Raw genomic sequence first — 25,082 nt, forward strand, 5'->3', positions numbered from 1 at the left:
CCGGGTCAACGGCGATGCCGGACCGTCCTGTTAAACCTGGATAGCGGCCACGACACCGTGTGCCGCGAACGGATCGTATTCGATCCGCTACACGATCCCCGATGCGGAGGTGACCATGGGTGAGGTCGTGCTCGCAGCGAAAATCACACATGTGCCGTCGATCTGGTTGTCCATCCAAACCGGCAAGCACCACGGCATCCGCAGGCACGCCGAGGTCGGTCTGGCCGAGGTGGGACGGCGGGCGCGCGAACGCGGCGCGGACACGTTCGTGGTGGCCGATTCGCACTGGATGAACAGCATGAGCTTCCACATCAACGGGAAGGCTCGGCACCAGGGCAGCTACGCGTCCCACGAACTGCCGCACTTCATCGCCGACCTGGAGTACGACTACCCCGGCTGCCAGGAGCTGGCGCAGCTGATCGGCGAGGAGATCAACGCCGGCGGCCAGAAGTCCATGGTGCACGACGTGAAGGACCTCGGCCTGGAGTACGCGACGCTGGTGCCGATGCACTTCATGAACCGCGACGGCAACCCGCTCGCGGTGGTCCCGGTGGGTTGCAACATCTACTCCTCCATCGACGAGAACCGCCGGGTCGGCGAGGCGATCGCACGCGCGGTGCTGCGCAGTGACCGGAAGGTGGCGTTCCTGGCCAGCGGCTCGCTGTCGCACCAGTTCCCGCCGAACGAGATCTCCTCGCAGTACCTGGACAAGATCAGCAACCCGATCAACGAGCAGGCCGACCGGCTGGTCCTCGACCAGTGGCGCACCGGCCGCATCGCGGAGTTCCTGTCCGCGCTGCCCGCCTACAACGAGCGGTTCACCGGCGAGGCCGCGATGGCCGACACCGCGATGCTGTTCGGCATCCTCGGCTGGGACGGCTACTCCGGTCACGGAGAGCAGCTGTGCGACTACTTCCCGAGCAGCGGCACGGGTCAGGTGATCGTGGACTTCCCCATCCCGGACGGGCTGAAGGCATGACGCACCCGCTGGGCCTGGCACCGTCCAAGATCATCGCGGTGCACCTGAACTTCCGCAGCCGCGCCGCCGAACGCGGCCGGTTCCCGGAGGAGCCGTCGTACTTCCTCAAGCCGCCGTCGTCGCTGTCCTGGTCGGGCCGCGACCTGGTGCGGCCGGAGGGCACCGAGCTGTCCGCGTTCGAGGGCGAGATCGCCGTCGTCATCGGCAAGCGGGCGACCCGGGTCGACCGCGGCGATGCCGCCGAGTACATCGGCGGCATCGCCGCGGCCAACGACTTCGGCGTGCACGACCTGCGCTACGCGGACCGGGGCTCCAACCTGCGCTCCAAGGGCGCGGACGGCTTCACGCCGGTCGGTCCGGTGCTGCTGGACCCGCGCGAGGTGGACCTGGCCGACCTCCGGCTGCGGACCTGGGTCAACGGCGAGCTGGTGCAGGACGACAACACGGGCGACCTGTTGTTCGACTTCGCCTACCTGATCGCCGACCTGAGCCGGAACGTGACGCTGGAGCCGGGCGACATCATCCTCACCGGCACGCCGACCGGCGCGACCGTCGTCTCCCCCGGCGACGTGGTGGAGGTGGCGGTCAACGACACCGAGCGGCTGCGCAACCGGGTCGGCGAGGCGGAGCCGCTGGCGTCCCCCGGCGCACGCCCGAAGGTCACCCGCGAGGACCGCGCGGCGGCCGTCGGCGGCACGGTCCCGGCGATCAAGCCGGAGACCGAGGCGGCGCTGCGCTCGGTGTCCACCGCGACGCTGTCCAGCCAGCTGCGCAAGCGCGGGCTGCACCACACGTTCCTCACCGGCCTGCGTCCCGCCCGGCCGGACCTGCGGATGGTCGGCACCGCCCACACGCTGCGGTTCCTGCCGCTGCGGGAGGACCAGTTCGCCGAGCGCGGCGGCGGCATGAACGCCCAGAAGCGCGCGGTCGAGTCGATCGGACCCGGCCAGGTGCTGGTCATCGACGCCCGCGAGGACCACGGCGCGGGCACCCTCGGCGACATCCTGGCGCTGCGCGCGCTCAAGCGGGGCGCGGCGGGCGTGGTGACCGACGGGTGCCTGCGGGACAGCCCGGCGTTCGACGACCTGGACCTGCCCGCCTACAGCGCGGGCGCGCACGCGGCGGTCCTGGGCCGCAGGCACGTGCCGTGGGAGGTCGGCGTGGACGTGGCCTGCGCGGGCGTGCTGGTGCGGCCCGGCGACGTGCTGGTCGGCGACGCCGAGGGCGTCATCCTGATCCCGCCCGCGCTGGTGGACGAGGTCGCGGCGGACGCCGTGGCGATGGAGCGCGAGGAGCGCTTCATCCTGGAGCGCGTCGCGGACGGCGAGCACATCGACGGCCTGTACCCGCTCGGCAAGGCGAAGCGCGCCGAGTACGAGCGGTGGTCGGAGTGACCGCCCCCACCAGGTCCAAGACCCAGTACGCGTACGAGACGCTGCGCGACCGGATCGTGGAGGGGCAGTACGGCCCCGGCGCCCGGCTGGTGTTCGACCGCGTCGCCCGGGAGCTGGGCATCAGCCCGGTCCCGGTGCGGGAGGCGGTGCGCCGGCTGCAGGCCGAGGGCTGGGTGGTCTTCGAGCCGAACGTCGGCGCGCAGGTCGCCCACATCGACCCGGACGGCTACCGGCACACCATGGAGACGCTCGCGCTCCTGGAGGGCCACGCCGTCGCGCACGCCCGGATCACCAAGCCGATCCTGGACCGCGCCGCGCACCTGAACGACCTGATGGCCGCGTCCCTGGTGGAGTTCGACCCGCTCGGCTTCACCCGGCTCAACCGCGAGTTCCACCTCCTGCTGTGCGGCGCCTCGCCCAACCCCCGGCTGCGCGAGCTGATCGACAAGGAGTGGGCGCGGCTGGACATGAGCAGGCGCACCACGTTCAGCCTGGTGCCCGGTCGGGCCCACGAGTCCGTCGCCGAGCACGCCGAACTGCTGCGACTCCTGCGCGCCAAGGCCCCGGCCGAAGCCGTGGAGCGCTTCGCCCGCGAGCACAAGCTCAACACCCTCCGGGCCGTGGACACGAGGTCCCCGGCCCCGCTTTCAGGGGAGTTCCCGACATGAGGTTCCGTTCCGACCCGGCGTCGATCCGCGGCTCCATCGCGCCCGTCGTCACGCCGTTCACCGCCACCGGCGAGCTGGACACGGACAGCCTGCGCGCGCTGGTGCGCTGGCAGAAGGAGTCCGGTTCGCACGGCGTGTCCATCGGCGGCTCGACCGGCGAGCCCAGCGCGCAGTCGCTGGAGGAGCGCGTCACGGCGATGCGGGTGGTGGCCGAGGAGCTCGGCGACGCGATCCCGTTCCTGCCCGGCACGGGTTCGGCGACGCTCCAGCACACCCTGGAGCTGACCGACGAGGCGCGCAAGCTCGGTGCGGACCTCGCGCTGGTCATCACCCCGTACTACAGCAGGCCCACCCAGGAGGGGCTGTTCGCGTGGTACGACGCGGTGGCGCGGGAGTTCCCCGACCTGCCGATCGTGATCTACAACGTGCCGTCGCGCACGGCCGTGGACATCGCGCCGGACACCGTGGCGAAGCTGCGGCACGCCCACGACAACATCGTGGGCATCAAGGAGACCACCAAGGACTTCGAGCACTTCTCGCACGTGCTGCACAAGTGCGGGCGCGACTTCCTGATGTGGTCGGGCATCGAGCTGCTGTGCCTGCCGCTGCTGGCCATCGGCGGTCGCGGGTTCGTCAGCGCGCTGGCCAACCTCGCGCCCGCCGCCGTGGCCCGGATGTACGAGCTGTACGTCGAAGGCGACCACGAGGGCGCGATCGACCTGCACTACCGCCTGCACCCGCTGGTGGAGCTGCTGTTCGTGGAGACGAACCCGGCCCCGGCCAAGCACGTCCTCGCCGACCTGGGCCGCATCTCCAGCGCCCACGTCCGCCCGCCCCTGGTCCAACCCACCCCGGCCGGCCTGGACCGGATCAACGCGCTGCGCGCCCAGGCCGAAGACCTCCTCGTCCCCTCGGGAGTGAACGCATGAGCACCGTGAACAAGCCCGTCGACCTGCCCACCGAGCTGCTGCACCACATCGACGGCAAGGACGTCCCGTCCGTCGACGGCGCCACGTTCGGCGTCGCGGACCCCGTCACCGACACCGAGTACGGCCGGGTCGCCGCCGGTGGTCCCGCCGACGTCGACGCCGCCGTGGCCGCCGCGCGCCGGGCGTTCAACGAGGGCCCGTGGCCGCGCCTGTCCGACCGCGAGCGGGCGAAGGTGCTCAACCGCATCGCCGACGCCATCGAGTCGCGCGCGGACCGGCTGGCCGAGCTGGAGACCTTCGACACCGGTCTGCCGGTCACCCAGGCCAAGGGCCAGGCGCACCGGGCAGCGGAGAACTTCCGGTACTTCGCCGACGTGATCGTGGCGCAGCACGAGGACGCGTACCTGGTCGGCGAGAAGCAGGTGAACTACGCGATCCGGCAGCCCGCCGGCGTCGCGGGCCTGATCACCCCGTGGAACACGCCGTTCATGCTGGAGACCTGGAAGCTCGCGCCGTCGCTGGCGTCCGGCTGCACGGTGGTGCTCAAGCCCGCCGAGTGGTCGCCGCTGTCGGCGAGCCTGCTGCCGGGCATCATGGCCGAGGCGGGCGTGCCGGACGGCGTGTTCAACCTGGTGCACGGCATCGGCGAGTCGGCGGGCGCGGCCCTGGTGGCGCACCCGGACGTGCCGCGCCTGTCGTTCACCGGTGAGAGCGGCACCGGGCAGATCATCATGCGCACGGCTGCCGAGCACCTCAAGGAGGTGTCGATGGAGCTGGGCGGCAAGTCGCCGTGCGTGGTGTTCGCCGACGCCGACTTCGACCGGGCCGTGGACGCCGCCGTGTTCGGTGTGTTCTCGCTGAACGGCGAGCGCTGCACGGCCTCCTCGCGGGTGCTGGTGCAGCGGGAGATCTACGACCGGTTCGTGGAGGCGCTGGCCGCCCGTGCGTCCGCCGTGCGGGTCGGGCTGCCCTCGGACCCGTCGACCGAGGTGGGCGCGCTGATCCACCCCGAGCACTACGCGCGGGTCATGGAGTACGTGGAGATCGGCAAGCAGGAGGCCCGGCTGGTGGCCGGCGGCTCGCGCCCCGAGCACCTGCCGTCGGGCAACTTCCTGTCCCCCACGGTGTTCGCCGACGTGGCGCCGGACGCGCGGGTGTTCCAGGAGGAGATCTTCGGCCCGGTCGTCTGCGTGACGCCGTTCGACACCGAGGAGGAGGCGGTGGCGCTGGCCAACGCCACCAAGTACGGCCTCGCGGGCTACGTGTGGACCTCCGACCTCCAGCGCGGGCACCGCGTGGCGCGGGCCGTGCAGTCCGGGATGGTGTGGGTCAACTCGCACAACGTCCGCGACCTGCGCACGCCGTTCGGCGGGATCAAGGCCAGCGGCGTCGGCCGGGAGGGCGGTGCGCACAGCATCGACTTCTACAGCGACCTGCGCGCCGTGCACGTGGCGGTGGGCGACCTGACCGGGCCGCGCTTCGGAGTTGCCCGACCGTGAACACCCGTTGACCTCGGGCGCACCCGCATCCGCCGGCTATGGGGAAGGCGAGTGCCCCGGGGATAACGTCCGATCATGGGCATGGAGGACAAGGTCGCGCTGGTGACCGGAGCGGGCTCCGGGATCGGTGCGGCGGTGGCGCGCAGGCTCGACGCCGCCGGGGCACGGGTGGCGGCGCTGGACTCGGACTCCACCGCGGTGGAGATCGTGGGCGGCGACCTGTGGTGCGGGATGGCGGTGCGCGCCGAGGCCGCCGACCCGGCCCAGGCGGAGTCGGCGGTGGCGGCGGTGGTCCAGCACTACGGCCGGCTCGACCTGCTGGTCACCACCGGCCCCGCGCTCCCCTGCCCCGGCTCCGACGGCGCGGCGGGTGAGGACGGCGCGCCGTCGTCCCTCGCGCTCGACGACGAGGCCTGGCACCTCGTCCTCGGCACCCAGCTCGACGCCGCCTTCTACACCACCCGCGCGGCGCTGCGGGCGATGCGCGACAGTGGCGGTGTGATCGTCGCCGTCGCGGTCGCCTGCCCGCACCTGCCGCACCAGTCGGCGGCGGCGGGCGGCATCCGCGGCCTGGTCCGCTCCGTCGCCCGCGACGCCGAGCCGCTGGGCGTGCTGGTCCGCTCCGTCACCGCCCGCTGCACCCCCGATCCCGCCGAGGTCGCCGACACCGTCGCCGGCCTCGCCGTCACCACTGGAGGACCTACATGGGCTCTCGATTCACCGGCCGGGTCGCCCTGATCACCGGCGCGGGCACCGGCATCGGCGCGGCCGCCGCCCGGCAGGTCGTCGCCGAGGGCGGCAAGGTCGTGCTGACCGGTCGCCGCCCGGCGCCGCTCAAGGAGGTCGCCGAGCCGCTCGGCGACGCCGCCCTCGCGCTGCCCGCCGACGCCGCCGACAGCGCGGCCATGGCCGACGTCGTCAAGACCGCGACCGAACGCCTCGGCCGGATCGACGTGGTGGTGGCCAACGCGGGCGGCCACGGCCTCGGCACGGCGGGCGAGACCACCGACGAGGGCTGGAAGCTGGCCCTGGACGCCAACCTGACCAGCGCGTTCGTCACCATCCGGGCCGCGCTGCCGGGCTTGGTGGACGGCGGTGGCTCGGTCGTGCTGGTGTCCTCGCTCGCGGGCCTGTTCGCCGGGCCGGCTGTCGCGGGCTACACCGCCACCAAGCACGCCCTGATCGGTCTGAGCAGGTCCATCGCCCGCGACTACGGCAAGTTCGGCGTGCGGGCGAACGTGGTGTGCCCCGGCTGGGTGCGCACCGCGATGGCCGACGAGCAGATGGACCGGTTCGGCGAGACCCGCGGCCTGAGCCGGGACGACGCCTACGCGCTGCTGACCGAGAACACCCCGCTGGGCCGGCCCGCCGAGGCGGAGGAGGTGGCGTCCGTGATCGCGTTCCTGGCGTCCTCGGAGGCCTCGATCGTCAGCGGCGCGGTGGTCACCGCGGACGCGGGCGCCAGCGCCGTCGACCTGCCCACCATCGAACTAGCCTGAGAGGACACCCGATGTCGGACTGGAAGACCGTCGACGACTTCGCCAAGGGCATCGACGGGAACCGGCTGCCCCGCAGCAGCGCACTCGTCGGCCGCACCTGGACGGTGCGGCACGACGACGGCGGCGAGGTGACGCTGTCCTTCACCGACGAGTCCACTGTGGACTGGTCGGCCGGCGACGTGAAGGCCACCGACCGGTACGAGGCGGTGGAGGGCGCGCCGGGGACCTTCTTCGTCTCGTTCGTCTTCGCCGGCACGCCGCGCGAGTCCGCGGTGCTGGTCGCCGACCTGGACAGCCGGCGGACGCTCAGCGTCGAGTCGACCATCGCGGAGACGAAGACCGACGGCGTCCCCCAGGTGTCCCAGGTGTTCCGCCCCGGCGTGCTGGACACCGGCGACGGTGTCGGCCCCAAGGGCGAGGCCCCGGCGCCGACCCGCGACCTCATCGGCTGGCGCGCGCTCTACCGGTACAGCCCGAACCACCTGTACGAGCACGTGTACCTGAGCTCCGAGCGCTACGCCTGGCAGTGCCTGGTCGGCGAGCAGCACGGCCACGGCGACGTCGACCTCGCCACGGCGTACAAGATCGCGGAGAACCGGTACGTGTTCACGTTCCGCGAGTTCCGCATCCCGGTCGCCACCACGTGGCTCTACGACCTGGACGCCATGCGCACCACGGGTGTCTTCTTCGGCCTCAACGGCCAGGGCGAGATCCGCAACGCGCCCGGCGGCGCGCACATCATCCCACTCGGCCGGGTCTCGTACCCCGAAGACCAGCCCGTCTGAAGGAAGACCATGACCGCACTGGAAGTCGTCCGCGCCCACTACGCCGCCTCCGACCGGGGCGACCTGGAGGGGATGCTGGCCCCGCTGGCCCCCGACGCCAGCTGGACCGAGGTCGCCGGTTCCACCTACGGCGGCACGTACATCGGTGTGGAGGCCATCCGCGCCAACGTGTTCCACCGCATCGGCGCGGAGTGGGCGTCGTTCACCGTCACCGTCGCCGACCTGTTCGACGCGGGCGACACGGTGATCGCGCTGGGCAACTACACCGGCGTGCACCGCGCCACCGGCAAGGGCATGACCGCCCGCTTCACGCACATCTGGCGGGTCGCGGACGGTCGCGTCACGAGCTTCGAGCAGGTGGCCGACACCGCGCTGATCCTGGCCGCGGAGTCCTGAGACCGGAGCGGGCCGCCCTCGGCGGGGCGGTCCGCTCCTTCCACCCGCTCGCCGGTGTGCCGGCGGTCGCGGGTGCCGTCCGCGATCGCCCTACAGGGCCGAGAGGTCGACGGCCTCGGCCATCGCGCGGTAGCCCGCGTCGCTCGGGTGCAGGTGGTCGCCGCTGTCGTAGAGCGGCAGCAGCGCGTCCCGGTCGGCCGGGTCCGCCGTGGCGCGGTCGAAGTCGACCACCGCGTCGAACTCGCCGGACGTGCGGATCCAGGTGTTCACCTCGTCCCGCACCGCCTCGCCGCGCTCGGTGTAGTACGCCGCGCCCTTGAACGGCAGCAGGGTCGCCCCGACGATCCGGACGCCCTTCGCGTGCGCCTGCCGGATCAGGTCCCGGTAGCCCTCGACCAGCTCGGCGGCCGTCACCTCCGGGTTGGGCAGCGCGCAGTCGATCGGGAAGTTGCTGAACCCGATGTCGTTGATGCCCTCCAGCAGGATCACCGTGCGCACGTCCGGCTGGGCGAGCGCGTCCCGCGCGAACCGCTCGGTGGCCTTCTCCCCGAAGCACGACGAGTCGTTGAGCACCCGGTTGCCGCCGATGCCGGCGTTCACCACGCTCTTCCGACCGCGCAGCCGTTCCGCGAGCTCGTCCGGGTACCGGTTGTCGCCGTCCACAGTGGACGCGGCACCGTCGGTGATCGAGTCGCCGAACGCCACCACGACGTCGCGGCGCGGTGTCCGGTCCACCGCTTCCACCGCGTTGACGTAGTACCAGGACGTGGAAGTCTCGCCGAACGCGTCACCCGACGCGTCCGCCCGGTGGTCGCCGGACGCCCGGTAGCTGGTGGCGCCGGCGAACGTGTGCCCGGTCGCCGGACCGGTCCTGCCCGCGAGGTACAGCGTGACGGTCAGCCGCTCCAGCGGCTGGACCGGCAGGAACGCCACATCGCTGACCGACTGGCCGCCCGCCCGCACGGTGACCGACCGGCTGCCGCCGAACGTCAGGTGCCGCAACGATTCCGGCCGCACGGCCGCACCGGTCCCGGCCCGCCCGACGGTCGCCCCGGTCACCTTCAGCGGCGCGGCGCTGTAGGCGTTGGACAGCCTGATCCGAATGGCCGGTCCGCCCGAGCTGATCCGCACCACCTGCCGCACGGTGTGGTTGTCGAACCCCTCGGTGCCCCACGACGGCCCGAAGACGTCGGTCGGCGCGTGCGGCGAGGCCGCCCAGGTCGCCGCCCAGCCCGGGTGCGCCGACGCGGCGGGCGCGAGCGCCACCCCCAGCACGGCGGCGAACAGCAGTACCGCGAATCTCTTCATCCTCGATTGACCCCCAAAGTCGATCTGTGAACCGGGTCAACCCGAGCCGTGGCCGCGTTGTTCCCCGGCTCACCGGGATCAGCGGCCGGTCCGACCCGCGCCGGGTGGCGGTGGGCCGGCGGACGGCATCGCCCGCCACCTCGATCCGGCCGGCTGGGACAGCGCTTCCGCCGGCCTGAGCAGCGGTTGCCTGCCGGGATCACCGACCGGGCACGAGTGCGCGCCGCGTCCCTGCCTTGTGCCCGTTCGGGCTGCGCGTGAACTGCGCCACATCGAAACGCGGGACACCTCAGGCCCGTCCGTCACCTCCGGACGTCGTCGTCGACGGCGAAACGTCCCACCGCCCACGCCATTCCCCTCATCGCCTCGCCCAACGCGCCGACGTGCACGTTCGACACGTCGTCGCAGGGCTGGTGGTAGCACGGGTCGTAGGGCTGCCCGGCGGTCCCGCCGAACACCGCGGCCTCCTCGGCGGTCTTGACGCCGCGCACCCCGCCGAACGCGCCGCCGATCGGGATCCCCGCGCGGGCGAACGGTTCCTGGTCGGACCGGATGTCGTTCAGGTCGGCGGTGCGGAACGGCAGCCGCTGCACCCGGTACCCCTCGGACAGCACGGCCTCGATCTCGCCGGAGCCGGGCGGCCCGGCCGGTGCCCCGGTGTCCGGGTGGTCGCTGTCGTCCCCGTCCACCACGAACCGCACGAAGTTCGGCGACGCGATGAGTTCCCAGTTCAGGTAGAGGCTGATCGCCGCGAGCTGCTCCGGTGTGCGCGTGTCGACGTAGTGCGTGGAACCGACGTTGACCAGTTCTTCCGCGCCCCAGAACGCGAACCGGACCTTGTTGGGCGCCTTCCGCTGGTACGGCGCGAGCCGCACCGCCGTCTCCAGCACCGCCGCGACGCTGGTCGCGTTGTCGTTGATGCCCGGCCCGTCCGCGCCGCCGTCCAGGTGCGCGCCCGCCATGACGATGCTGTCCTCGCGCCCGCCGGAGGTCTCGGCGAACAGGTTGACGGTGGTGGACTCGACCGCCCGGCCGCTCAACTCCAGTGTCGCGATTCCCGCCGGCAGCGATTCGGCGCTGCGTTGGCTGATGAAACCCACCGGCAGCGGCGTCCCGACCGCCCGTCGGCGGATGATGGTGTCCGGCACCGGGGACACGTCGTAGACCAGCACCGCCCGCACGCCCGCGTCCCGTGCGGCCACTGCCTTGTCACCGATCGGGCACACCCCGGACGGCACCACGGCGATCGCGGTGCCGGGCCGGTAGTCGGCGACCTGGCACCCGGCCTGCGCGGCGCGCGCCAGTTGCCCGGTCACCTTGCCGGACGGGACGAACTGGGCCATCAGCACCTTCACCTCGCCCGGCGCGGCCAGTTTCTCGGTGTCCACCCGGAAAGCCAGGAACGGCACGGGTTGCGCGTACACGCGGTACCCGGCGCGGGTCAGCACGCGCTCGACGTACTCGCGCGACCTCTCGTAACCGGGACGGCCCGCTTCCCGGTTGCCGCCGTTGGCTTTCGCGATGGCGTCGAACGCCCGGACCGAGTCCATGGCGTCACGCGTGCTCACCGCCGCCGACAACGCCCTGGCGAGCCACACGTTCGTCGACCCGACCGCGGGCTGGCCGCCCAGCAGCATGATCGCCAGGACCAGCGCGACACTGCGCATCAGTCTCTCCCCCCGAGTGCTCGCCTGTGACAAGTCTGCGACAGGCCGGCATCGCGGTTCGTTGCCTGTCCGCGCCGGCTTCTTGGAGATCAGCGACATCGCCGGACGCCCGCCCGTTGCGCGGGCTCGGTGCCTACCGCCGATCGTGTGAACCCCGGGCAACCGCCTGTCCGGAACCCGTCGACCCGCTATCCCTGTGCACCGGGGAACCAGGGGGCTGGGCATGTCAGTGGAATTCCGCCTGCTCGGAGAAGTCTCCGCGCGGGCACGGGGGCAGTCGATCGATCCCGGTCCGGCACGGCAGCGGTGCGTGCTCGCGGCGCTGGCCGTGGACGTCAACCGCGTGCTGTCGGTGAGCGAGCTGATGACGCGGGTTTGGGGCGTGCACCCGCCCACCCGCGCACGGGCGACGTTGTCCAGCTACATCTCGCGGCTGCGGCAGGTGCTGGCCGACGACGCGCCGATCGTCCGGAGATCGGGCGGCTACGTCCTCCTGGCAGACCCGGGATCGGTCGACCTGTACCGGTTCCGGGACCTGCGCGCGCGGGCCGCCCGGACAGCCGACGACCGGATGGCGGAGCGGCTGCTGGCGGAGGCGCTGGACCTGTGGCGCGGGGCGGCGCTCACCGGCCTGGACAGCGACTGGGCGGCCGACGAGCGGGACCGGCTGGACCGGGAGCGGCTGGACGCCGAGTGCGACCACACCGACGTGCGCCTGCGGCTGGGGTACGGCGAGCAGCTGGTCACCGAACTGGCCGCGCGGGCCGCCGGACGACCGCGCGACGAACGGGTCGCCTGCCAGTACCTGCTCGCCCTCTACCGCGCGGGCCGGGCCGCCGACGCGCTGGAGCACTACCGGCGGGTGTACGCCTCGCTGGCGGAGCTGGGCACCGATCCCGGCCCGGCGCTGCGGGAGCTGCACCGCAAGATCCTCGACGCCGACCCCGCGCTGACCGCGCCGCGCGTCGAGCACACCCCGATGCCGCGCCAACTGCCCGCCGCACCGGGCACGTTCGTCGGCCGCCACCGGGAGCTCGCCCGGCTCGACGAGGCGCTGACCGGCTCGTCGACCGTGGCCGTCGCGGCGATCGCGGGCGCGGGCGGCATCGGCAAGACCTGGCTGGCGCTGCACTGGGCGCACCGGCACCTGGACCGGTTCCCGGACGGGCAGCTGTTCGTCGACCTGCGCGGGTTCAGCCCGGACCGCACGCCGCTGGACTCGGCGACGGCCGTGCGCGGCTTCCTGGACGCGCTGGGCGTCGACTCCGTCCCGTCCGACCCGGACGCGGCCGTGGGCCTGTACCGCAGCCTGGTGGCGGACCGGCGGATGCTCGTCGTGCTGGACAACGCCCGCGACCCGGACCAGGTGGCCCCGCTGATCCCCGGCGGCTCCCGCTGCACGGTCCTGATCACCAGCCGGCACGCCCTCACCGGCCTGATCGCCACCAGCCGCACCCTGCCGGTACCGGTGGACCTGCTGGGGGACGACGAGTCCAGGGAAGTCCTGGCACGGCAGCTGGGCCCGGCACGGGTCGACGCCGAACCGGCGGCCGTCGACTCCCTGCTGCGCCCGTGCGCCGGCCTCCCGCTGGCGCTGGGGATCGTGGCCGCCCGCGCCGCGACCACGCCCGACCTGCCGTTGCAGGTGCTGGCCGACGAGCTGCGCGACCGGGTGGGCAGGCTGGACGCGTTCGACACCGGGGATCCCGCGCTCAACCTGCGCGCCCTGTTCGGCGCGTCCTACCAGGCGCTGTACCCCGACCCGGCCAGGCTCTTCCGCCTCCTCGGGCTGGTGCCGGGGCCCGACGCCGACCTGACCGCCGTCGCCTCGCTGGCCGCGCTGCCGGTGCCGCGAACCCGTGCGCTGCTGGGAACCCTGGAGTCGGCGAACCTCGTGCACCGGGACCGCGCCGGCCGCTACCGGATGCACGACCTGGTGCGGTTGTACGCGGGCGACTTGGCGGGCGTCGCCCCGGCGGCGGTTCGGCGGCTGGTGGACCACTACACGCACAACGCGTTCGCGGCCGAACGGTTGCTCTACCCCACCAGGGTTCCGATCTCGCTCAGCCCGATCGCCTCGGGTTGCGCAGCGGCTCCACCCGCCGACGAAGCCGCCGCGTGGGCGTGGTTCCAGGCCGAGTACCCGTGTGTGCTCGCGGTGCAGGACCTGGCGGTCGAAGCGGGTCTGCACGCGCAGGTCTGGCAGCTGGCGTGGGCGCTGGAGACGTTCCACCAGCGGCAGGGCCTGCACCGCGACATGCTCACCACGTGGAGCCGTGCGTTGACCGCCGCACAACACCTGGGGGACGACGACATCCAGGTCTTGGCGCACCGACGGCTGGGATACGCGCACTTCTGGCTGGAGCAGCACGGGGACGCCGTGCGCCGGCTGCACCAGGCGCTGGCACTCGCCCAGGGCCCGGGAGCCGAGGTCTCCCGGGCGCACACCCACTACTCGCTGGCGCAGGCGTGGACGCGGCAGGAGCGCCACGCGCGCGCGTTGCGGCACGCCACGAGGGCGCTGGGCCTGTACCGGGACCACGGCGAGCCGCTGGACGTCGCGGACGGCCTGAACATCGTGGGCTGGTTGGAAACCCGAATGGGCCACTACGAGCAGGCCCGCACGCACTGCGAGTCCGCTCTCGCGCTGTACCGGCGGCACCAGGACGAGGAGGGTGAGTCGGCGGTGTTGGACAGCCTGGGGAACATCGCGCACCAGGCGGGTTGGCACTCGGAATCGCTGCGGTACTACCGGGAAGCGCTCGGGTTGTGCCGACGACTCGGGCGGACGTTGGCCGAGGCGGAGATCCTGGAGCGGACCGGGCACGCGCACGCGGCGTTGGGCGACTTCGCCGAGGCGCGGCTGATGTGGGAGGGGGCTTTGGCCCTGTACCGGCACCACCAGCGCACCGAGGACGCCGACCGCATCGAGGCGCGGCTGTTCAGCCGGAGCTGAGGCAGGGCCACCGACCGGTTCGGTTCGCGTACCGGACCGCACGATCGCGCTCGACCGGACCTGTTCCAGAACGCCCCGACCGGAACGGTCGTAGGCCGGGCCCGATCGGAACGGTGGGTGCGGCTCAGCCGGAGCGGTCCTGGGTCGGGATCAGTGGCACGGCGCGTCCGGCGTCGGTCGGCGAGCGGCGTTCCGGGATGACACGGGGCCGCCGGCGGCCGGTCGCGATGCCGTTCGCTATGTGGTGCAACGCTTCCCGCTCGGTCCAGCCGTCCACCCCGTTGTGCCGCACGGCGGCGTCGAGCAGCACGGTCGCCGCCGCGTGGTCGTCCAACCAGCCCGCGCCGACCAGTTCGCCGAGCCGGCACGCCGCCGTGAACAGCACGTGCGCCCGGGTGCCGGGCCGCGCCGACCGGACCCGCTCGGTCTCGCCGTCCACCACCGCCGCCCGGTACGCGCGCACCCGTCGTGGCGCGGACGGCTCCGCGGTCTCCGGCGGCGGCGCGGGCTTCGGCGGGCCGAGGATCCCGACCAGCCATTCCGGTGCCGGTGCCACCGGCAGGTCCCGCACCACCTTGTACAGCCGCAGACCACTGCTGATCCGCCGGATCGACCCCTGCGCCGCGACGTACCCGCCCGCCGAACGGGTGTCCACGTGCCGCCCGAGCTTGCCCACGGTGTTGCGCAACGGGACGTCGGGCGCACGGAAGTACCGGTGCTCTCCCCCGCTCGGCGTGGCGACCGTGTACGTGTCCCGGGGGTCTTCCGCACCGTGGCTGTGCGCGAGATCGGCGAGCACGTCCCGGCCGTGCGGCACGCCCTGGTCCAGGTCGACCACCAGCAACCCGGCCGCCCGGCAGGAGATCCCGATGTTGTAGGGCTTGTGCTCCCACCAGGCCAGCACCTGGTCCAGGTCGAGCGTGGCCCGCCGGTCCCAGTCCTTCAGCGCGGGCACTTTCCCGAACGGCCGCAACGGGATCACCGGCCAGCCCCGTTCGACCGCCGCCACCGCCGCTGCCAGCCGTGCCTGAATTCCGCCCATGGTCGGCCCCCTCCGCCGCTCGGCGTCGGGGGAAGCGCGCCGACCACCAGTGTGCGTGCCGATCGCGCCGTCGTACAGGTGCGTCCGGATGAGCCTGGTCGGGACTGTCTGTGCGCGGTCACTCGGAGGTGGAGACGATGTGCGGGGTCCGCGGCGCGTGCGGACCCCGCACAACGGTCAACGGCCCACTTCCTCCAACGCCCAGGAAGCGACCGCCGAGTAGTACTGCCCCGCGTTGGGCGCGAGGTTGATCGAGTGGCCGTAGTCCGGCAGCACGTAGGTGTCCAGCGGCACGCTGAAGTAGGGCGCCTCGTCCTCCCGCAGGCTCTCCGCGGACGAGCAGTTGGTGGCCAGCAGACCGCAGACGGCCCTGTCCTCGCTGCCCACGACGGAGAGCACGGGCACGTTGATCAGCCTGGAGTACGGCAGGATCACCGCGATGCCCAGGCTGTCCGCCGCCTCGGTGGGCGAGAAGACGTCCTTCGTGGACTCCTCCAACGCCTGCAAGGACGGCGACAGGAAGCCGGGGGCGTGGAAGCTCGCGTAGCGCTTGCCCGGCGCGGTGGTCAGGTAGCCCGGGGGGTACAGCAGGCCGAACTTGCGGTCCAGGTTGGCCGGGATGAAGTTGGCGAACGCGGCCGCCACGCCGGCCGGGTTGGCGCGGTGGGTCATGCCGGTGAGCAGCACGCCGTCCACGTCGCGGTAGGTGGCCGCCTCCAGGACGCTGATCGACGCGCCCAGCGAGTGACCGCCGATGATCACCTTGCGGAACGACAGGCCGTACGCGCCGGAGCGCAGGCCCTGCACCACCTGGTGCATGGCTTCCGCCTGCGCCGTGCTGGTCAGGGTCAGGCCCAGCGGCTTGGAGCTGTCGCCGGTACCGAGCCGGTCGACGGCCAGGGTCGCGAAGCCGGCCCGGTTCTGGGCGTTGCGGAACGAGTGCTGACCGTCCGGGTAGTCCCAGTAGGCGCTGTTGTAGGTGGAACCCGGGATCAGCAGCTGGACCGTGGGGCTGCCGCCGTCGGGCGTGCAGAGGGTGCCGTGGACGACCTCCCGGTGGCCGAGCACGGTTACGGGCGCGCGCACGTCGCGACACGACGGCGCGGCGGTGGCCGGTGACGCGGCGGTGAGCGTCGACGCGACGATCAGCGCCGCCGCACCGGCGGCGAGTGAGTATCGCAAGGTAGGGACGACCTCCATCAGTTTCGGCGGGGCAGGGCAATCATCGGCAGCCGGTTGGGGTACATCAGGCCGACCACCCTGGGGTGCACGGGTTTCCCCGGCACCGGCACGAGGCGCCAGCGGGCCGCCACGGTGGCGGCGGCGATGGCGATCTCCAGCGAGGCGTACGAATGTCCGGGACAGTGGTGCAGGCCGCCCGCGAAGGGGACGTACGCGCCTCGGGGCACCGACCGGGCGCGGGTGGGCAGCCACCGGTCGGGGTCGAACCGCGCGGGCGCGTCGTAGGACAGCGGGTCGTGGTGCAGGGCGTGGGGGCTGAAGCCGACCTCGGTGCCGGCCGGGATGCGCACACCGCCCAACGTCACGTCGGTGTTGGCGCGGCGCATCAGGAACCACAGCGGGTACTTGCGGAGCACTTCGCTGATCACGCGCTGCGTGTAGACCAGCGACGGCACGTCCTCGAAGGTCGCCGCCCGGCGGCCGACCACCTCGTCCACCTCGGCGTGTAATCGCTCCTCCACGCCCGGGTTCCGGGCCAACTCGTGGAACAGCCAGGACAGCGCGATCCCGGTGGTCTCGCTGCCGGCCGTCAGCAGGGTGACGACCTCGTCGCGCACCTGCTGCCGGCTCATCGGCTCGCCGGCCTCGTCCCGCGCCCGCAACAGCACCGACAGCAGGTCGTCCCGGTCCTCCCGGCCGCCGGCGACCACGTCGTCCACCACCCGGTGCACGTGCGCGACGGCGTTGTCGAACCGCCTTCTCACCGGTAACGAGAGCAATGACGGGGTGAGCGCGCGCAGCACGCCGAGCCTGATCAGAGTCGGTGTGTACCGCCGGATCTCGGCGCCGACCCGCGGACCGAAGTCGGCGGAGAACAGCGTGCGGCCCACCACCGAGATCGTGAAGTCCTGCATCCGGCGGTCCAGCGCGAGTTCTTGTCCGGCCCACCAGGAATCGACCATTTCACCGGCCGATTCGGTCATCACTTCCGCGTGCCGGGCCAGTGCGCGGCGACTGAACGCGGGCTGGATCATCCGCCGCTGGCTCCGGTGGAATTCGCCGTCCGTGCTGACCAGACCGTTCCCGAAGGCGCGCCGGAGTTTGTCCACCAGGATGCCCTTGTCGAACTTGTCGGTCTGCCCGGTGAGCACCTGGTAGGCCAATTCGGGCGTGGTCACGAAGTGCACCGCTAGCGGACCGAGGCGCAACCGCACGACATCGCCGTAGGACCGCAGTTTCGCGGTGAAGTCGAGGCGTTCTCGCAGCATGGCGGCGGTGTGCCCGACCAGCGGCAGCCGGCCGGGAACTGCGGGAGCCTCGCTTTTTCCGATATCGGCGGTCATCGCCTTGCCTCCAGCCGGGATCGACCGCGTGCACTCTATGCGCCGTTCGGACGCCGTGGGGATCGCGCAATCGAGTTAACTTGTTGGATCGGCTGGTGCCAGAACGCGCGAAGCGGTTGGATGTTCTGGTTCGCTTACCGACTGGAGTGCGCCATGACCGACCTCGACTGGGTTCCCGACGGCATCGACGTCAACGTACCCAGTGTGGCCAGGACATATGACTACCTGCTCGGCGGTGCGCACAACCTCGCGGTGGACCGCAGGATGGGCGACCAAATGCTGTGCGTGCTGCCCGGGGCGCGCGACCTGGTCCGGTTGAACCGCGCGTTCCTGCGCCGCGCCGTCACCCATCTGGTGGATTCTGGAATCAACCAGTTCCTGGACATCGGATCGGGCATCCCGACCGTCGGCAACGTGCACGAGATCGCGCCGCAGGCGAACGTCGTCTACGTCGACAAGGACCCGGTCGCGGTGGCGCACAGCCGGATGATCCTCGCGGGCGTCGAGCGCGCCACCGCGGTGCAGGCGGACCTGCGCGAGCCGGAGGACCTGCTGTCCCGGCCGGAGATCACCGCCCTGCTGGACTTCGACCGGCCGATCGCCGTGCTCATGCTGCTGGTCGTGCACTTCTCGCCGGACTCCGAGGACCCCGTCGGCTACATCGGCCGCTACCGGGACCGCCTGGCGCCGGGCAGCCGCCTGGTGGTCTCGCACGCCACCGCCGACCGCCGGGTGGACACCATGCGCGAGGCGGCGAACACCGTGCGGCGCAGCAATTCCCAGGACAACCTGGTCTACCGCACGCACGCCGAGGTCAGCGCGTTGTTCACCGGGTTCGAGCTGGAGGAGCCGGGCGTCACGGGCTGCGCGCTGTGGCGGCCGGACGGCGTGGGCGGCATCTCGGACGACCCGGACGACAACACGCAGGTGTACGTGGGAGTGGGCCGCAAACCGGCGACCGGGAGCCGCTGACATGACCGCTGCGCTTCCCCAGGACGCGGACGGGCTCCGCGCCCGCGCGAAGCTCGCGAAGAAGTGGACCTACCTGCTCAGCTCGCGCACCTTCATCCCGCTGAGCAGCGTCGAGCTGGAACGCCACCTGCTCGGCCTGGTGGAACGGCTGTGCGCGGGTGTCGGCAACGAGGCGCTGGCCCACAAGGTCGGGCGCGAGGTGGGCACGGCGCTGGTGGACCTCAACTGCACCTCGCCGGACGCCCTCCAGTGCTCGGTGGAGGTGGTGAGCAAGGGCCTGCTGGGCATGGCGGGCCTGAGCCAGACCGAGAAGCTGCGCGACCGCGTGGTCGACGTGATCGCCGCGCTGGCGGCCGGTTTCGTGGAACGGATCCGGGTGTCCACCCTGGACCAGCAGGAACAGTTGGGCCGCTCGCTGTACCGGGCGATGCGCCAAGCGCAGCTGGACCTGGAGGTCGGCAACGCCCGCTACGACATGGTGGAGGGCCACACCTCGACCGGGATAGCGACCGCCGACCTGGCGGGCAGGCTGCTGCGGACGAACGCCGCGCTGGCCCGCATCGTCGACCGCACGCGGTCGGAGCTGGGCGGCACGTCCCTGTTCGACCTGGTGCACCCGGACGAGCGGGACGGCCTGCGCACCGACTTCGCGCAGCTGACCGAGGGCGGCACCACGTCGATCACCCAGCCGCGCCGGTTGCTGCGCGCGGACGGCGAGGTCGCGTGGGTGACGCTGACCCTGTCGCCGCTGCGCCGGCACGAGGGCGGCAACCAGGTGATCGTGCTGGCCGAGGACGCCACCGACGTGAACCTGTTGCAGGGCCAGCTCAACCACCAGTCGCTGCACGACGTGCTGACCAGGCTGCCCAACCGCCAGTACTTCACCAGCCGGCTGGAGCAGGCGCTGCGCACCGCCGACCCGGCGACCGGCGTCACCGTGTTCCATCTGGACCTGGACGGCTTCTCGCTGGTGACCGGCGGCCTCGGCAGGCAGGTGGGCGACCACCTGCTGAAGGTGGTCGCCGCCCGGCTGCAGGAGGTGGTCGCGGACGAGACCGCGATGGTGGCGCGGTTCGGCTACGACGAGTTCGCGATCCTGGTGGAGAACACCGGGTCGACGCCGGACGTGGTGACCATGGTGCGCCGCATCAACGACCGGCTCTCCGCCCCGTTCGACACGGACGGCCACCGGATCGCGTGCTCGGCGACGATCGGCGTGGTGCACCGCCCGCCGCGGGACGCCTCGCCGCACGACCTGCTCGACTCGGCGGACCTGACGCTGCGCCGTGCCAGGGGCAACGGCAAGCGGCAGTGGGAGCTGGCCGACCCCACCCGCGACGCGCTGGACCGACGGATGTTCAGCATGGCCGCGACCATGCCCGGCGCGTGGGAGAACGGCGAGCTGCGGGTCGAGTACCAGCCGCTGGTGCGGCTCACCGACGAGCGGATCGTCGCGGCGGAGGCGCTGCTGCGCTGGGAACACCCGAGGCTCGGCACCGTGCCGCACGAGCAGTGCCTCGCCCTGGCCGAGGACACCGGGCTGATCGTGCCGCTGGGCACCTGGATGCTGCGGCTGGCCTGCGAGCAGGGCCGGGCGTGGCGGCGCGAGCTGGGACGGGAAGTGCCGGTGCGGATGTCGCTGTCGGCCGGTCAGGCGGCCGACCCGGACCTGGTAAGCGTGGTGCGGGAGTCGTTGGCGGACACCGGGCTGCCCGCCGCGTCGCTGTGGCTGGGCGCGCCCGCCGACCTGGTGCTGGGCGAGCAGGAGCCGGCCGACAACCTGCGCATCCTGGCGGAGAGCGGCGTCGGCGTGGAGGTGGACGGCTTCACCGCGGCGCCCGCCGAACTGCTGCGGGTGGCGGGCTTCCCGACGCGGGCGGTGCGGATGTGCCGGCCGCTGACCGACCAGCCCGCGCCGGTGGTGGCGCAGGCGCTGGCGAACGTGCTGGCCGTGGTGCGAGAGGCGGGCGTCGGCGTGTCCGTCGCCGGCGTGACGACCCGCGCCCAGGCCCAGTGGTGGCGCGAGGCCGGCGCGGCCACCGCTTCGGGTCCGCTGTTCGCCCCGGCCGGGCCGCCGGACGCGATCGGCCACGCCGGTTCAACCTGATCCGCACGCGTCGACGCGGCCCGGTCGTCCCGAGCGGCCGGCTCGGGTCGGCGCTGCGGACCGGCCCGCACCGGTCTACGACGGCGACCCCCGGAGCGCCGCCGGCCGCGACCTCACCTGCTTCCACGGGCCGGGTGCACGGCACGACCGGCCCGCCGGAGCCGGGAACCGTCCACCGCACGGTGGAAGTGCGCCTTGTCCGGGTCACGCCCCGCGACTTCCCGGTCTGTGGTGGCGGGGGCAGGGAAAGCAGCAGTGCCCGTGGTGTGCCCGTCAGCCCCTGTCCGCGGCGCAGCAGCGCTTGGTGGAACCGCAGCGCAGCAGTGATGTGCGGGCTGTCACCCGCGCAGACGGCTCCGGGCCTCAACGGCCGGGTTCGCCCCCGGCCGTTGAGGTCGCGGCGACGTTCGAACAGCTGACCGAATTGTCACGCCGATGACGTGACAAGTGTCCGTTTTCGCCACTCGGATGGGCTAAGTTCGGTGCTGTCATGCGACTCATCGGACGGGACCACCCGAGGGCGGTGCTGCGCACCGAGATCGACCGCGCGGCGCAGAGCCACGGCGGTCTGGTCCTGGTGGCCGGCGAACCCGGCATCGGCAAGACCACGCTGGTGACCGGTGCGGCCGAGGAGGCCCGCCGGCAGGGCGCGCTGGTGCTGGGCGGCTCGTGCTGGGACTCCGACACCGCACCCGGCTACTGGCCGTGGGTGCAGGTGGTGCGCGCGCTGCGCCGGGCCGCCGTCCCCGAGGAGTGGGCGTCGGTCGACCGGGAGCAACTGGCCGTGCTGCTCGGCGAAGCGCCCGCCACCCGGGCACCGGAGAGCTTCCCGCTGTCCGACGCCGTGACGTCCGCGCTGGTCGCGGTGTCGCAGCAGCGGCCGGTCGTGGTGGTGCTGGAAGACCTGCACTGGGCGGACATCGCGTCGCTGAGGCTGCTGGAGTTCGCCGCCCAGCACACCTGGTTCGAACGGGTGCTGCTGGTCGGCACTTACCGGGACGCCGAGGTGGCGGCGGACGGCCACCCGTTGCGGCCGCTGATGAGCCCGCTGGTCAGCCGGGCCACCTCGGTGACGCTCACCGGGCTGTCGGTGGCCGAGGTCGGCGAGCTGATGGCGAGCACCGCGGGCCGCGCGCCGGACGACGCGCTGGTCGCCGCCGTGCACCAGCGGACCGGCGGCAACCCGTTCTTCGTGGAGCAGACCGCCCGGCTGTGGCAGAGCGGCAACCCGGTGACCGCCATCGCGCCCGGCGTGCGGGACGCGCTGCAGCGCAGGCTCTCCCTGCTGCCCGAGCCGGTCGGCGCGCTGCTCACCACGGCGGCCGTGCTGGGCCGCGAGTTCCACCGCCAGGTGCTCGCCGCCACCGCCGCGCTGCCCGTGCCGCACGTCGACCGCCTGCTCGACCAGGCCGCGCAGGCCCGGCTGGTGCAGGCGCTGGGCGCGGGCCGCTTCTCGTTCGCGCACGACCTGGTGCGCGAGACCCTGTACAGCTCGCTGGACGACGTCGGCGTCCGGCACACGGCCGTGGTGGAGGCGCTGGCCGGCGACCTGGCGGGCCAGGCGATCCCCGCCGACCTGGCGCGGCACGCCTACCTGGCGGGCGACCGGCTGCCCGAGGAGCAGGTGGTGGAGCTGCTGGTGGCCGCCGCGCGCGACGCGAACAGCCGGATGGCGGTGGAGGAAGCCGCCGGCCACCTCCGCCGCGCCCTGGAGCGCTCGACCTCGCGGCACCGCCGGATGCGCCTGGAGATGCAGCTGGCGATGGAGCTGTTCCACTGCGGCGACCCCGGCGACTCCGCCACCCACTTCACCGCCGCCGTCGACCTGGCCCGCGAACTGGACGACCCGGAGGCGCTCGCCCGCGCCGCGCTGACCAGGTACCGCTTCGCCGACCTCGACGAGACCGGCCTGGCCCTGCTGCGCGACGCGCACGCCCGGCTGATCGGCCCGCCGCCCGACGAGCCCGCCGACGTGCTGGCGCGCAGCCTGAGCGTCCGGGTGGCCGACCTCGCCCGCAACGGCCAGGACGACGACGCGCTGGCCGACGGCCTGTGGGCGGCGCACGACACCACGTGGGGGCTGGGGACCGCGGCGCACCGCCTGGCGCTGACCGAGGAGCTGACCGAACTGGCCCGGCGCCGGTCCGACCACAGCTCGGAGAGCTTCGCGGCGTCGCTGCGCTGGGTGGCGCTGCTGGAACTCGGCGACCCGCGCTACCTGGACCAGTTGCAGTCGTTCGTGACGAAGTCGGACAACTGGGGGATGCCGCGGTTCACCTTCGCGTCGGCGATCGACCAGAGCATCATCGCCGCGTTCCGCGGCCGGTTCACCGAGGCGGAAGCGCTGATGGCGCGGGCGGAGTCGCTGGGCGCGGGCGACCACACCGGGTTCTACATGATGCACGTGCACCTGTGGTGGGCGTTGTGGCAGCTCCAGGGCAGGTACGACGAGATCGACAAGCTCGACCTGGCGGACTACCCGTATCCCGGTCTGCTGCTCGGGATCACCGCGCTGTCCCGGGGCGACACCGACGCGGCACGCCTGCACCTGGCGTCGTACAACCCGGGCGACGACCGCTTCCAGCGGATGTTCGAGCCCCTGTGGCAGCGTTTCCGAGCCCATTTCGCCTACGCCACCGGCGATCGGGGGATGGCGGAGACGATGCGCGCGGAACTCGCGCCGCACCGGGGCCAGTGGCTGGTGTCGCTGTACGGCTGCGACATCGGGGGGCCGGTCGACCTCTGGCTCGGCTTGGTGGACCTGACGCTCGGGCGCTGCGACGAGGCCGTGGCGGAACTGACCGCCGCGCACAGCTCGGCCGAGCTGATGCGGTCCCGCCCGTGGGCCGTGGAGGCACGCCGGCACCTCGCGGACGCCCTGCGCGCCCAGGGTTCGCCTTCCGCCTCGCTGTCCGCCGAGGTGACCCGCGACGCCGCGAGCCTGGGCATGCGCCACCTGGCGGATCACCGGTCGGCCAACGAGTTCCGCCGCGACGGCGACGTGTGGTCGTTGTCCTACAACGGTTCCACCGCGCGGATGCCGGACTCGAAGGGGCTGCGCGACCTGCACGTGCTGTTGAGCAGCCCCGGCATCCCGGTTCCGGCGGTCTCCCTGCTGGACCCGGAAGCCGTGCCGTCGGCCCGCCTGGGTGGCGACCCGATCCTGGACGACGAGGCCAAGGCCGCCTACCGCCGTCGCCTGGCGGAGCTGGACGAGGAGATCGACCACGCCCACGACGACTCGCGCGCGGCGGCGTTGGACCGGGAACGCGCGGCGCTGCTGGAGGAACTCCGCTCCGCGGCTGGGCTGGCCGGCCGCACCCGCCGCCTGGGCGACGAGGCCGAACGAGCCCGCAAGACGGTGACCGCCAGGATCCGGGACACGCTGCGGAAGCTGGACGCACGCCACCCCGGTCTCGCGTCCCACTTGCGGGAACACGTGTCGACCGGGTCGACGTGCGTCTACTCAGGACAGGACCACTTCCGGTTGTAGTGGTTCCTGGATATGGGCCAGCCCTCCGACCAGCGTCCAACCCCCTACCCGAGATCAGCCGCTACGAACCGGTACATCCGGTGAACACGAACACGACCTCGCACACTCTGAGTCTGCTCGGGCTGGTGAGGTCCTTCACCGCCTGCACCACAGGCGGGAACCGCTCGACTTCCGCTCACCCTTCACAGGTGGGCGGGGCCTCTCGTCGTGATCTGCGGGCCAGCTCAGCAGCGGGTGGAGTAGATCCCGCAACTCGACGACGAGCCTGAGCTGCTGTCCAACACGACGAGCACGATGCCCAGCGCCAGCGCCAGCGTCGGGATGATCACCAGCGTCCACACCAGCAGCCGGCGGATCGAGTGGAGCACCACCACCTGCTCCACCGCCGCCTGGGCAATCGCCTGCTCGACGGTCGGCGAGGACCGGATACGGTGGATGGAGGCATGGACGTAGTCGGTGGTCCAGGCTGGACCGGTTCCCGCGCCCGAGTGGGGATTCTTGAACGGATCGAACGCCGGCTCGATCTCCGACTCGGACACGTTGGCCTCCTCGTGGCGCTGTTCTAGATGGAGATTCGGACCGCTACCCGTCGTCGTTACAGGTGGCGCAGGCGAACCTCCAGCCCATGTTCAACAGGTCCTCGGCCACACGGCTCGCAATGACGGCCACCCGGTGATCTCCGGTCTGGCTGCCGATGGCGATCACGAGGGTGGCACCACCAGCAGGGCTGAGTCCGCCACGGCCGGTTCGACGGCTGACCCGACATCAAGAGGCCGCGCCCAGAGCTGCTGGGCGCGGCCTCCGCGTCAGTGTGTCAGGCCGGCATACCGGTGGACCAAGGTCTGCCGGTACGAATCCGGTAC

General features: G+C 72.5%; 20 protein-coding genes. 13 read left to right on the plus strand and 7 right to left on the minus strand.

All coding sequences use genetic code 11. The features are described 5' to 3' along the window. Nucleotides 1–115: 115 nt before the first annotated feature. From hpaD to FHS29_RS02755, 9 genes are all read left to right on the plus strand, one after another. Nucleotides 116–979, plus strand: a complete 864-nt coding sequence (gene hpaD / locus FHS29_RS02715; RefSeq protein ID WP_184687835.1) for a 3,4-dihydroxyphenylacetate 2,3-dioxygenase — start codon at nt 116–118, stop codon at nt 977–979. Then, nucleotides 976–2,373 carry a fumarylacetoacetate hydrolase family protein gene (locus tag FHS29_RS02720; protein ID WP_184687837.1) on the plus strand — a complete coding sequence of 466 codons (1,398 nt, stop codon included), beginning with the start codon at nt 976–978 and terminating at the stop codon, nt 2,371–2,373. The genes hpaD and FHS29_RS02720 overlap by 4 nt, the downstream gene beginning before the upstream one ends. Continuing rightward, a complete protein-coding gene (locus FHS29_RS02725; protein ID WP_312864717.1) occupies nt 2,370–3,041 on the plus strand; it encodes a GntR family transcriptional regulator in 672 nt (223 codons plus the stop codon). The genes FHS29_RS02720 and FHS29_RS02725 overlap by 4 nt, the downstream gene beginning before the upstream one ends. Next, nucleotides 3,038–3,970: a 4-hydroxy-tetrahydrodipicolinate synthase gene (dapA, locus tag FHS29_RS02730; protein WP_184687840.1), complete on the plus strand. Its 933-nt coding sequence runs from the start codon at nt 3,038–3,040 to the stop codon at nt 3,968–3,970. Before FHS29_RS02725 ends, dapA begins: the two co-directional genes overlap by 4 nt. Next, complete coding sequence (hpaE, locus tag FHS29_RS02735) at nt 3,967–5,469, plus strand: 5-carboxymethyl-2-hydroxymuconate semialdehyde dehydrogenase (RefSeq protein WP_184687842.1); 1,503 nt, start codon at nt 3,967–3,969, stop codon at nt 5,467–5,469. Before dapA ends, hpaE begins: the two co-directional genes overlap by 4 nt. 75 nt (nt 5,470–5,544) lie before the next feature. Beyond that, nucleotides 5,545–6,207, plus strand: a complete 663-nt coding sequence (locus FHS29_RS02740) for an SDR family NAD(P)-dependent oxidoreductase (protein ID WP_184687844.1) — start codon at nt 5,545–5,547, stop codon at nt 6,205–6,207. After that, complete coding sequence (locus FHS29_RS02745; RefSeq protein ID WP_184687845.1) at nt 6,174–6,968, plus strand: SDR family NAD(P)-dependent oxidoreductase; 795 nt, start codon at nt 6,174–6,176, stop codon at nt 6,966–6,968. The genes FHS29_RS02740 and FHS29_RS02745 overlap by 34 nt, the downstream gene beginning before the upstream one ends. A gap of 11 nt (nt 6,969–6,979) precedes the next feature. After that, nucleotides 6,980–7,753 carry a molybdenum cofactor biosynthesis F family protein gene (locus FHS29_RS02750; protein WP_184687847.1) on the plus strand — a complete coding sequence of 258 codons (774 nt, stop codon included), beginning with the start codon at nt 6,980–6,982 and terminating at the stop codon, nt 7,751–7,753. A 9-nt stretch (nt 7,754–7,762) separates the two neighbouring features. Continuing rightward, nucleotides 7,763–8,149: a nuclear transport factor 2 family protein gene (locus FHS29_RS02755; RefSeq protein ID WP_184687849.1), complete on the plus strand. Its 387-nt coding sequence runs from the start codon at nt 7,763–7,765 to the stop codon at nt 8,147–8,149. Nucleotides 8,150–8,239: 90 nt separating this feature from the next. Here FHS29_RS02755 and FHS29_RS02760 read toward each other — a convergent pair whose 3' ends face one another. Together FHS29_RS02760 and FHS29_RS02765 are read right to left on the minus strand one after the other, a co-directional pair. Next, nucleotides 8,240–9,457 (minus strand): SGNH/GDSL hydrolase family protein, encoded by a 1,218-nt coding sequence (locus FHS29_RS02760; protein WP_184687850.1) that lies wholly within the window; start codon nt 9,455–9,457, stop codon nt 8,240–8,242. Nucleotides 9,458–9,759: 302 nt separating this feature from the next. Further along, nucleotides 9,760–11,124 carry a M20/M25/M40 family metallo-hydrolase gene (locus FHS29_RS02765; RefSeq protein WP_184687852.1) on the minus strand — a complete coding sequence of 455 codons (1,365 nt, stop codon included), beginning with the start codon at nt 11,122–11,124 and terminating at the stop codon, nt 9,760–9,762. Nucleotides 11,125–11,347: 223 nt separating this feature from the next. Between FHS29_RS02765 and FHS29_RS02770 the strand changes: the two genes are divergently transcribed. Beyond that, complete coding sequence (locus FHS29_RS02770) at nt 11,348–14,080, plus strand: AfsR/SARP family transcriptional regulator (protein WP_184687854.1); 2,733 nt, start codon at nt 11,348–11,350, stop codon at nt 14,078–14,080. Between the two features lie 124 nt (nt 14,081–14,204). Here FHS29_RS02770 and FHS29_RS02775 read toward each other — a convergent pair whose 3' ends face one another. From FHS29_RS02775 to FHS29_RS02785, 3 genes are all read right to left on the minus strand, one after another. Next, on the minus strand, nt 14,205–15,122 hold the full coding sequence (locus FHS29_RS02775) for a bifunctional DNA primase/polymerase (protein WP_184687856.1): 918 nt from the start codon (nt 15,120–15,122) through the stop codon (nt 14,205–14,207). 177 nt (nt 15,123–15,299) lie between these two features. After that, a complete protein-coding gene (locus FHS29_RS02780) occupies nt 15,300–16,304 on the minus strand; it encodes an alpha/beta hydrolase (RefSeq protein WP_184687858.1) in 1,005 nt (334 codons plus the stop codon). A gap of 17 nt (nt 16,305–16,321) precedes the next feature. Beyond that, complete coding sequence (locus FHS29_RS02785) at nt 16,322–17,647, minus strand: cytochrome P450 (protein ID WP_184687860.1); 1,326 nt, start codon at nt 17,645–17,647, stop codon at nt 16,322–16,324. A 153-nt stretch (nt 17,648–17,800) separates the two neighbouring features. On the opposite strand from FHS29_RS02785, the gene FHS29_RS02790 reads away from it, so the two are divergent. The 3 genes from FHS29_RS02790 (at nt 17,801) to FHS29_RS02800 (ending at nt 24,219) form a co-directional block, all read left to right on the plus strand. Beyond that, nucleotides 17,801–18,619, plus strand: a complete 819-nt coding sequence (locus tag FHS29_RS02790) for an SAM-dependent methyltransferase (RefSeq protein WP_184687862.1) — start codon at nt 17,801–17,803, stop codon at nt 18,617–18,619. A gap of 1 nt (nt 18,620) precedes the next feature. After that, nucleotides 18,621–20,726, plus strand: coding sequence for a putative bifunctional diguanylate cyclase/phosphodiesterase (locus FHS29_RS02795; RefSeq protein WP_184687864.1), 2,106 nt, complete (start codon nt 18,621–18,623; stop codon nt 20,724–20,726). Between the two features lie 490 nt (nt 20,727–21,216). Further along, entirely contained in the window at nt 21,217–24,219 is a 3,003-nt protein-coding gene (locus FHS29_RS02800) for an ATP-binding protein (protein ID WP_184687866.1), read from the plus strand. A gap of 224 nt (nt 24,220–24,443) precedes the next feature. Here the strand turns inward: FHS29_RS02800 and FHS29_RS02805 are convergent, their stop codons facing one another. Both FHS29_RS02805 and FHS29_RS37555 read right to left on the minus strand, forming a co-directional pair. After that, a complete protein-coding gene (locus FHS29_RS02805; protein WP_184687868.1) occupies nt 24,444–24,758 on the minus strand; it encodes a hypothetical protein in 315 nt (104 codons plus the stop codon). Between the two features lie 43 nt (nt 24,759–24,801). Continuing rightward, nucleotides 24,802–24,924, minus strand: a complete 123-nt coding sequence (locus tag FHS29_RS37555; protein ID WP_281391493.1) for a hypothetical protein — start codon at nt 24,922–24,924, stop codon at nt 24,802–24,804. Nucleotides 24,925–25,082: the final 158 nt, after the last annotated feature.

Source organism: Saccharothrix tamanrassetensis, assembly GCF_014203665.1.
Lineage (GTDB): Bacteria > Actinomycetota > Actinomycetes > Mycobacteriales > Pseudonocardiaceae > Actinosynnema > Actinosynnema tamanrassetense.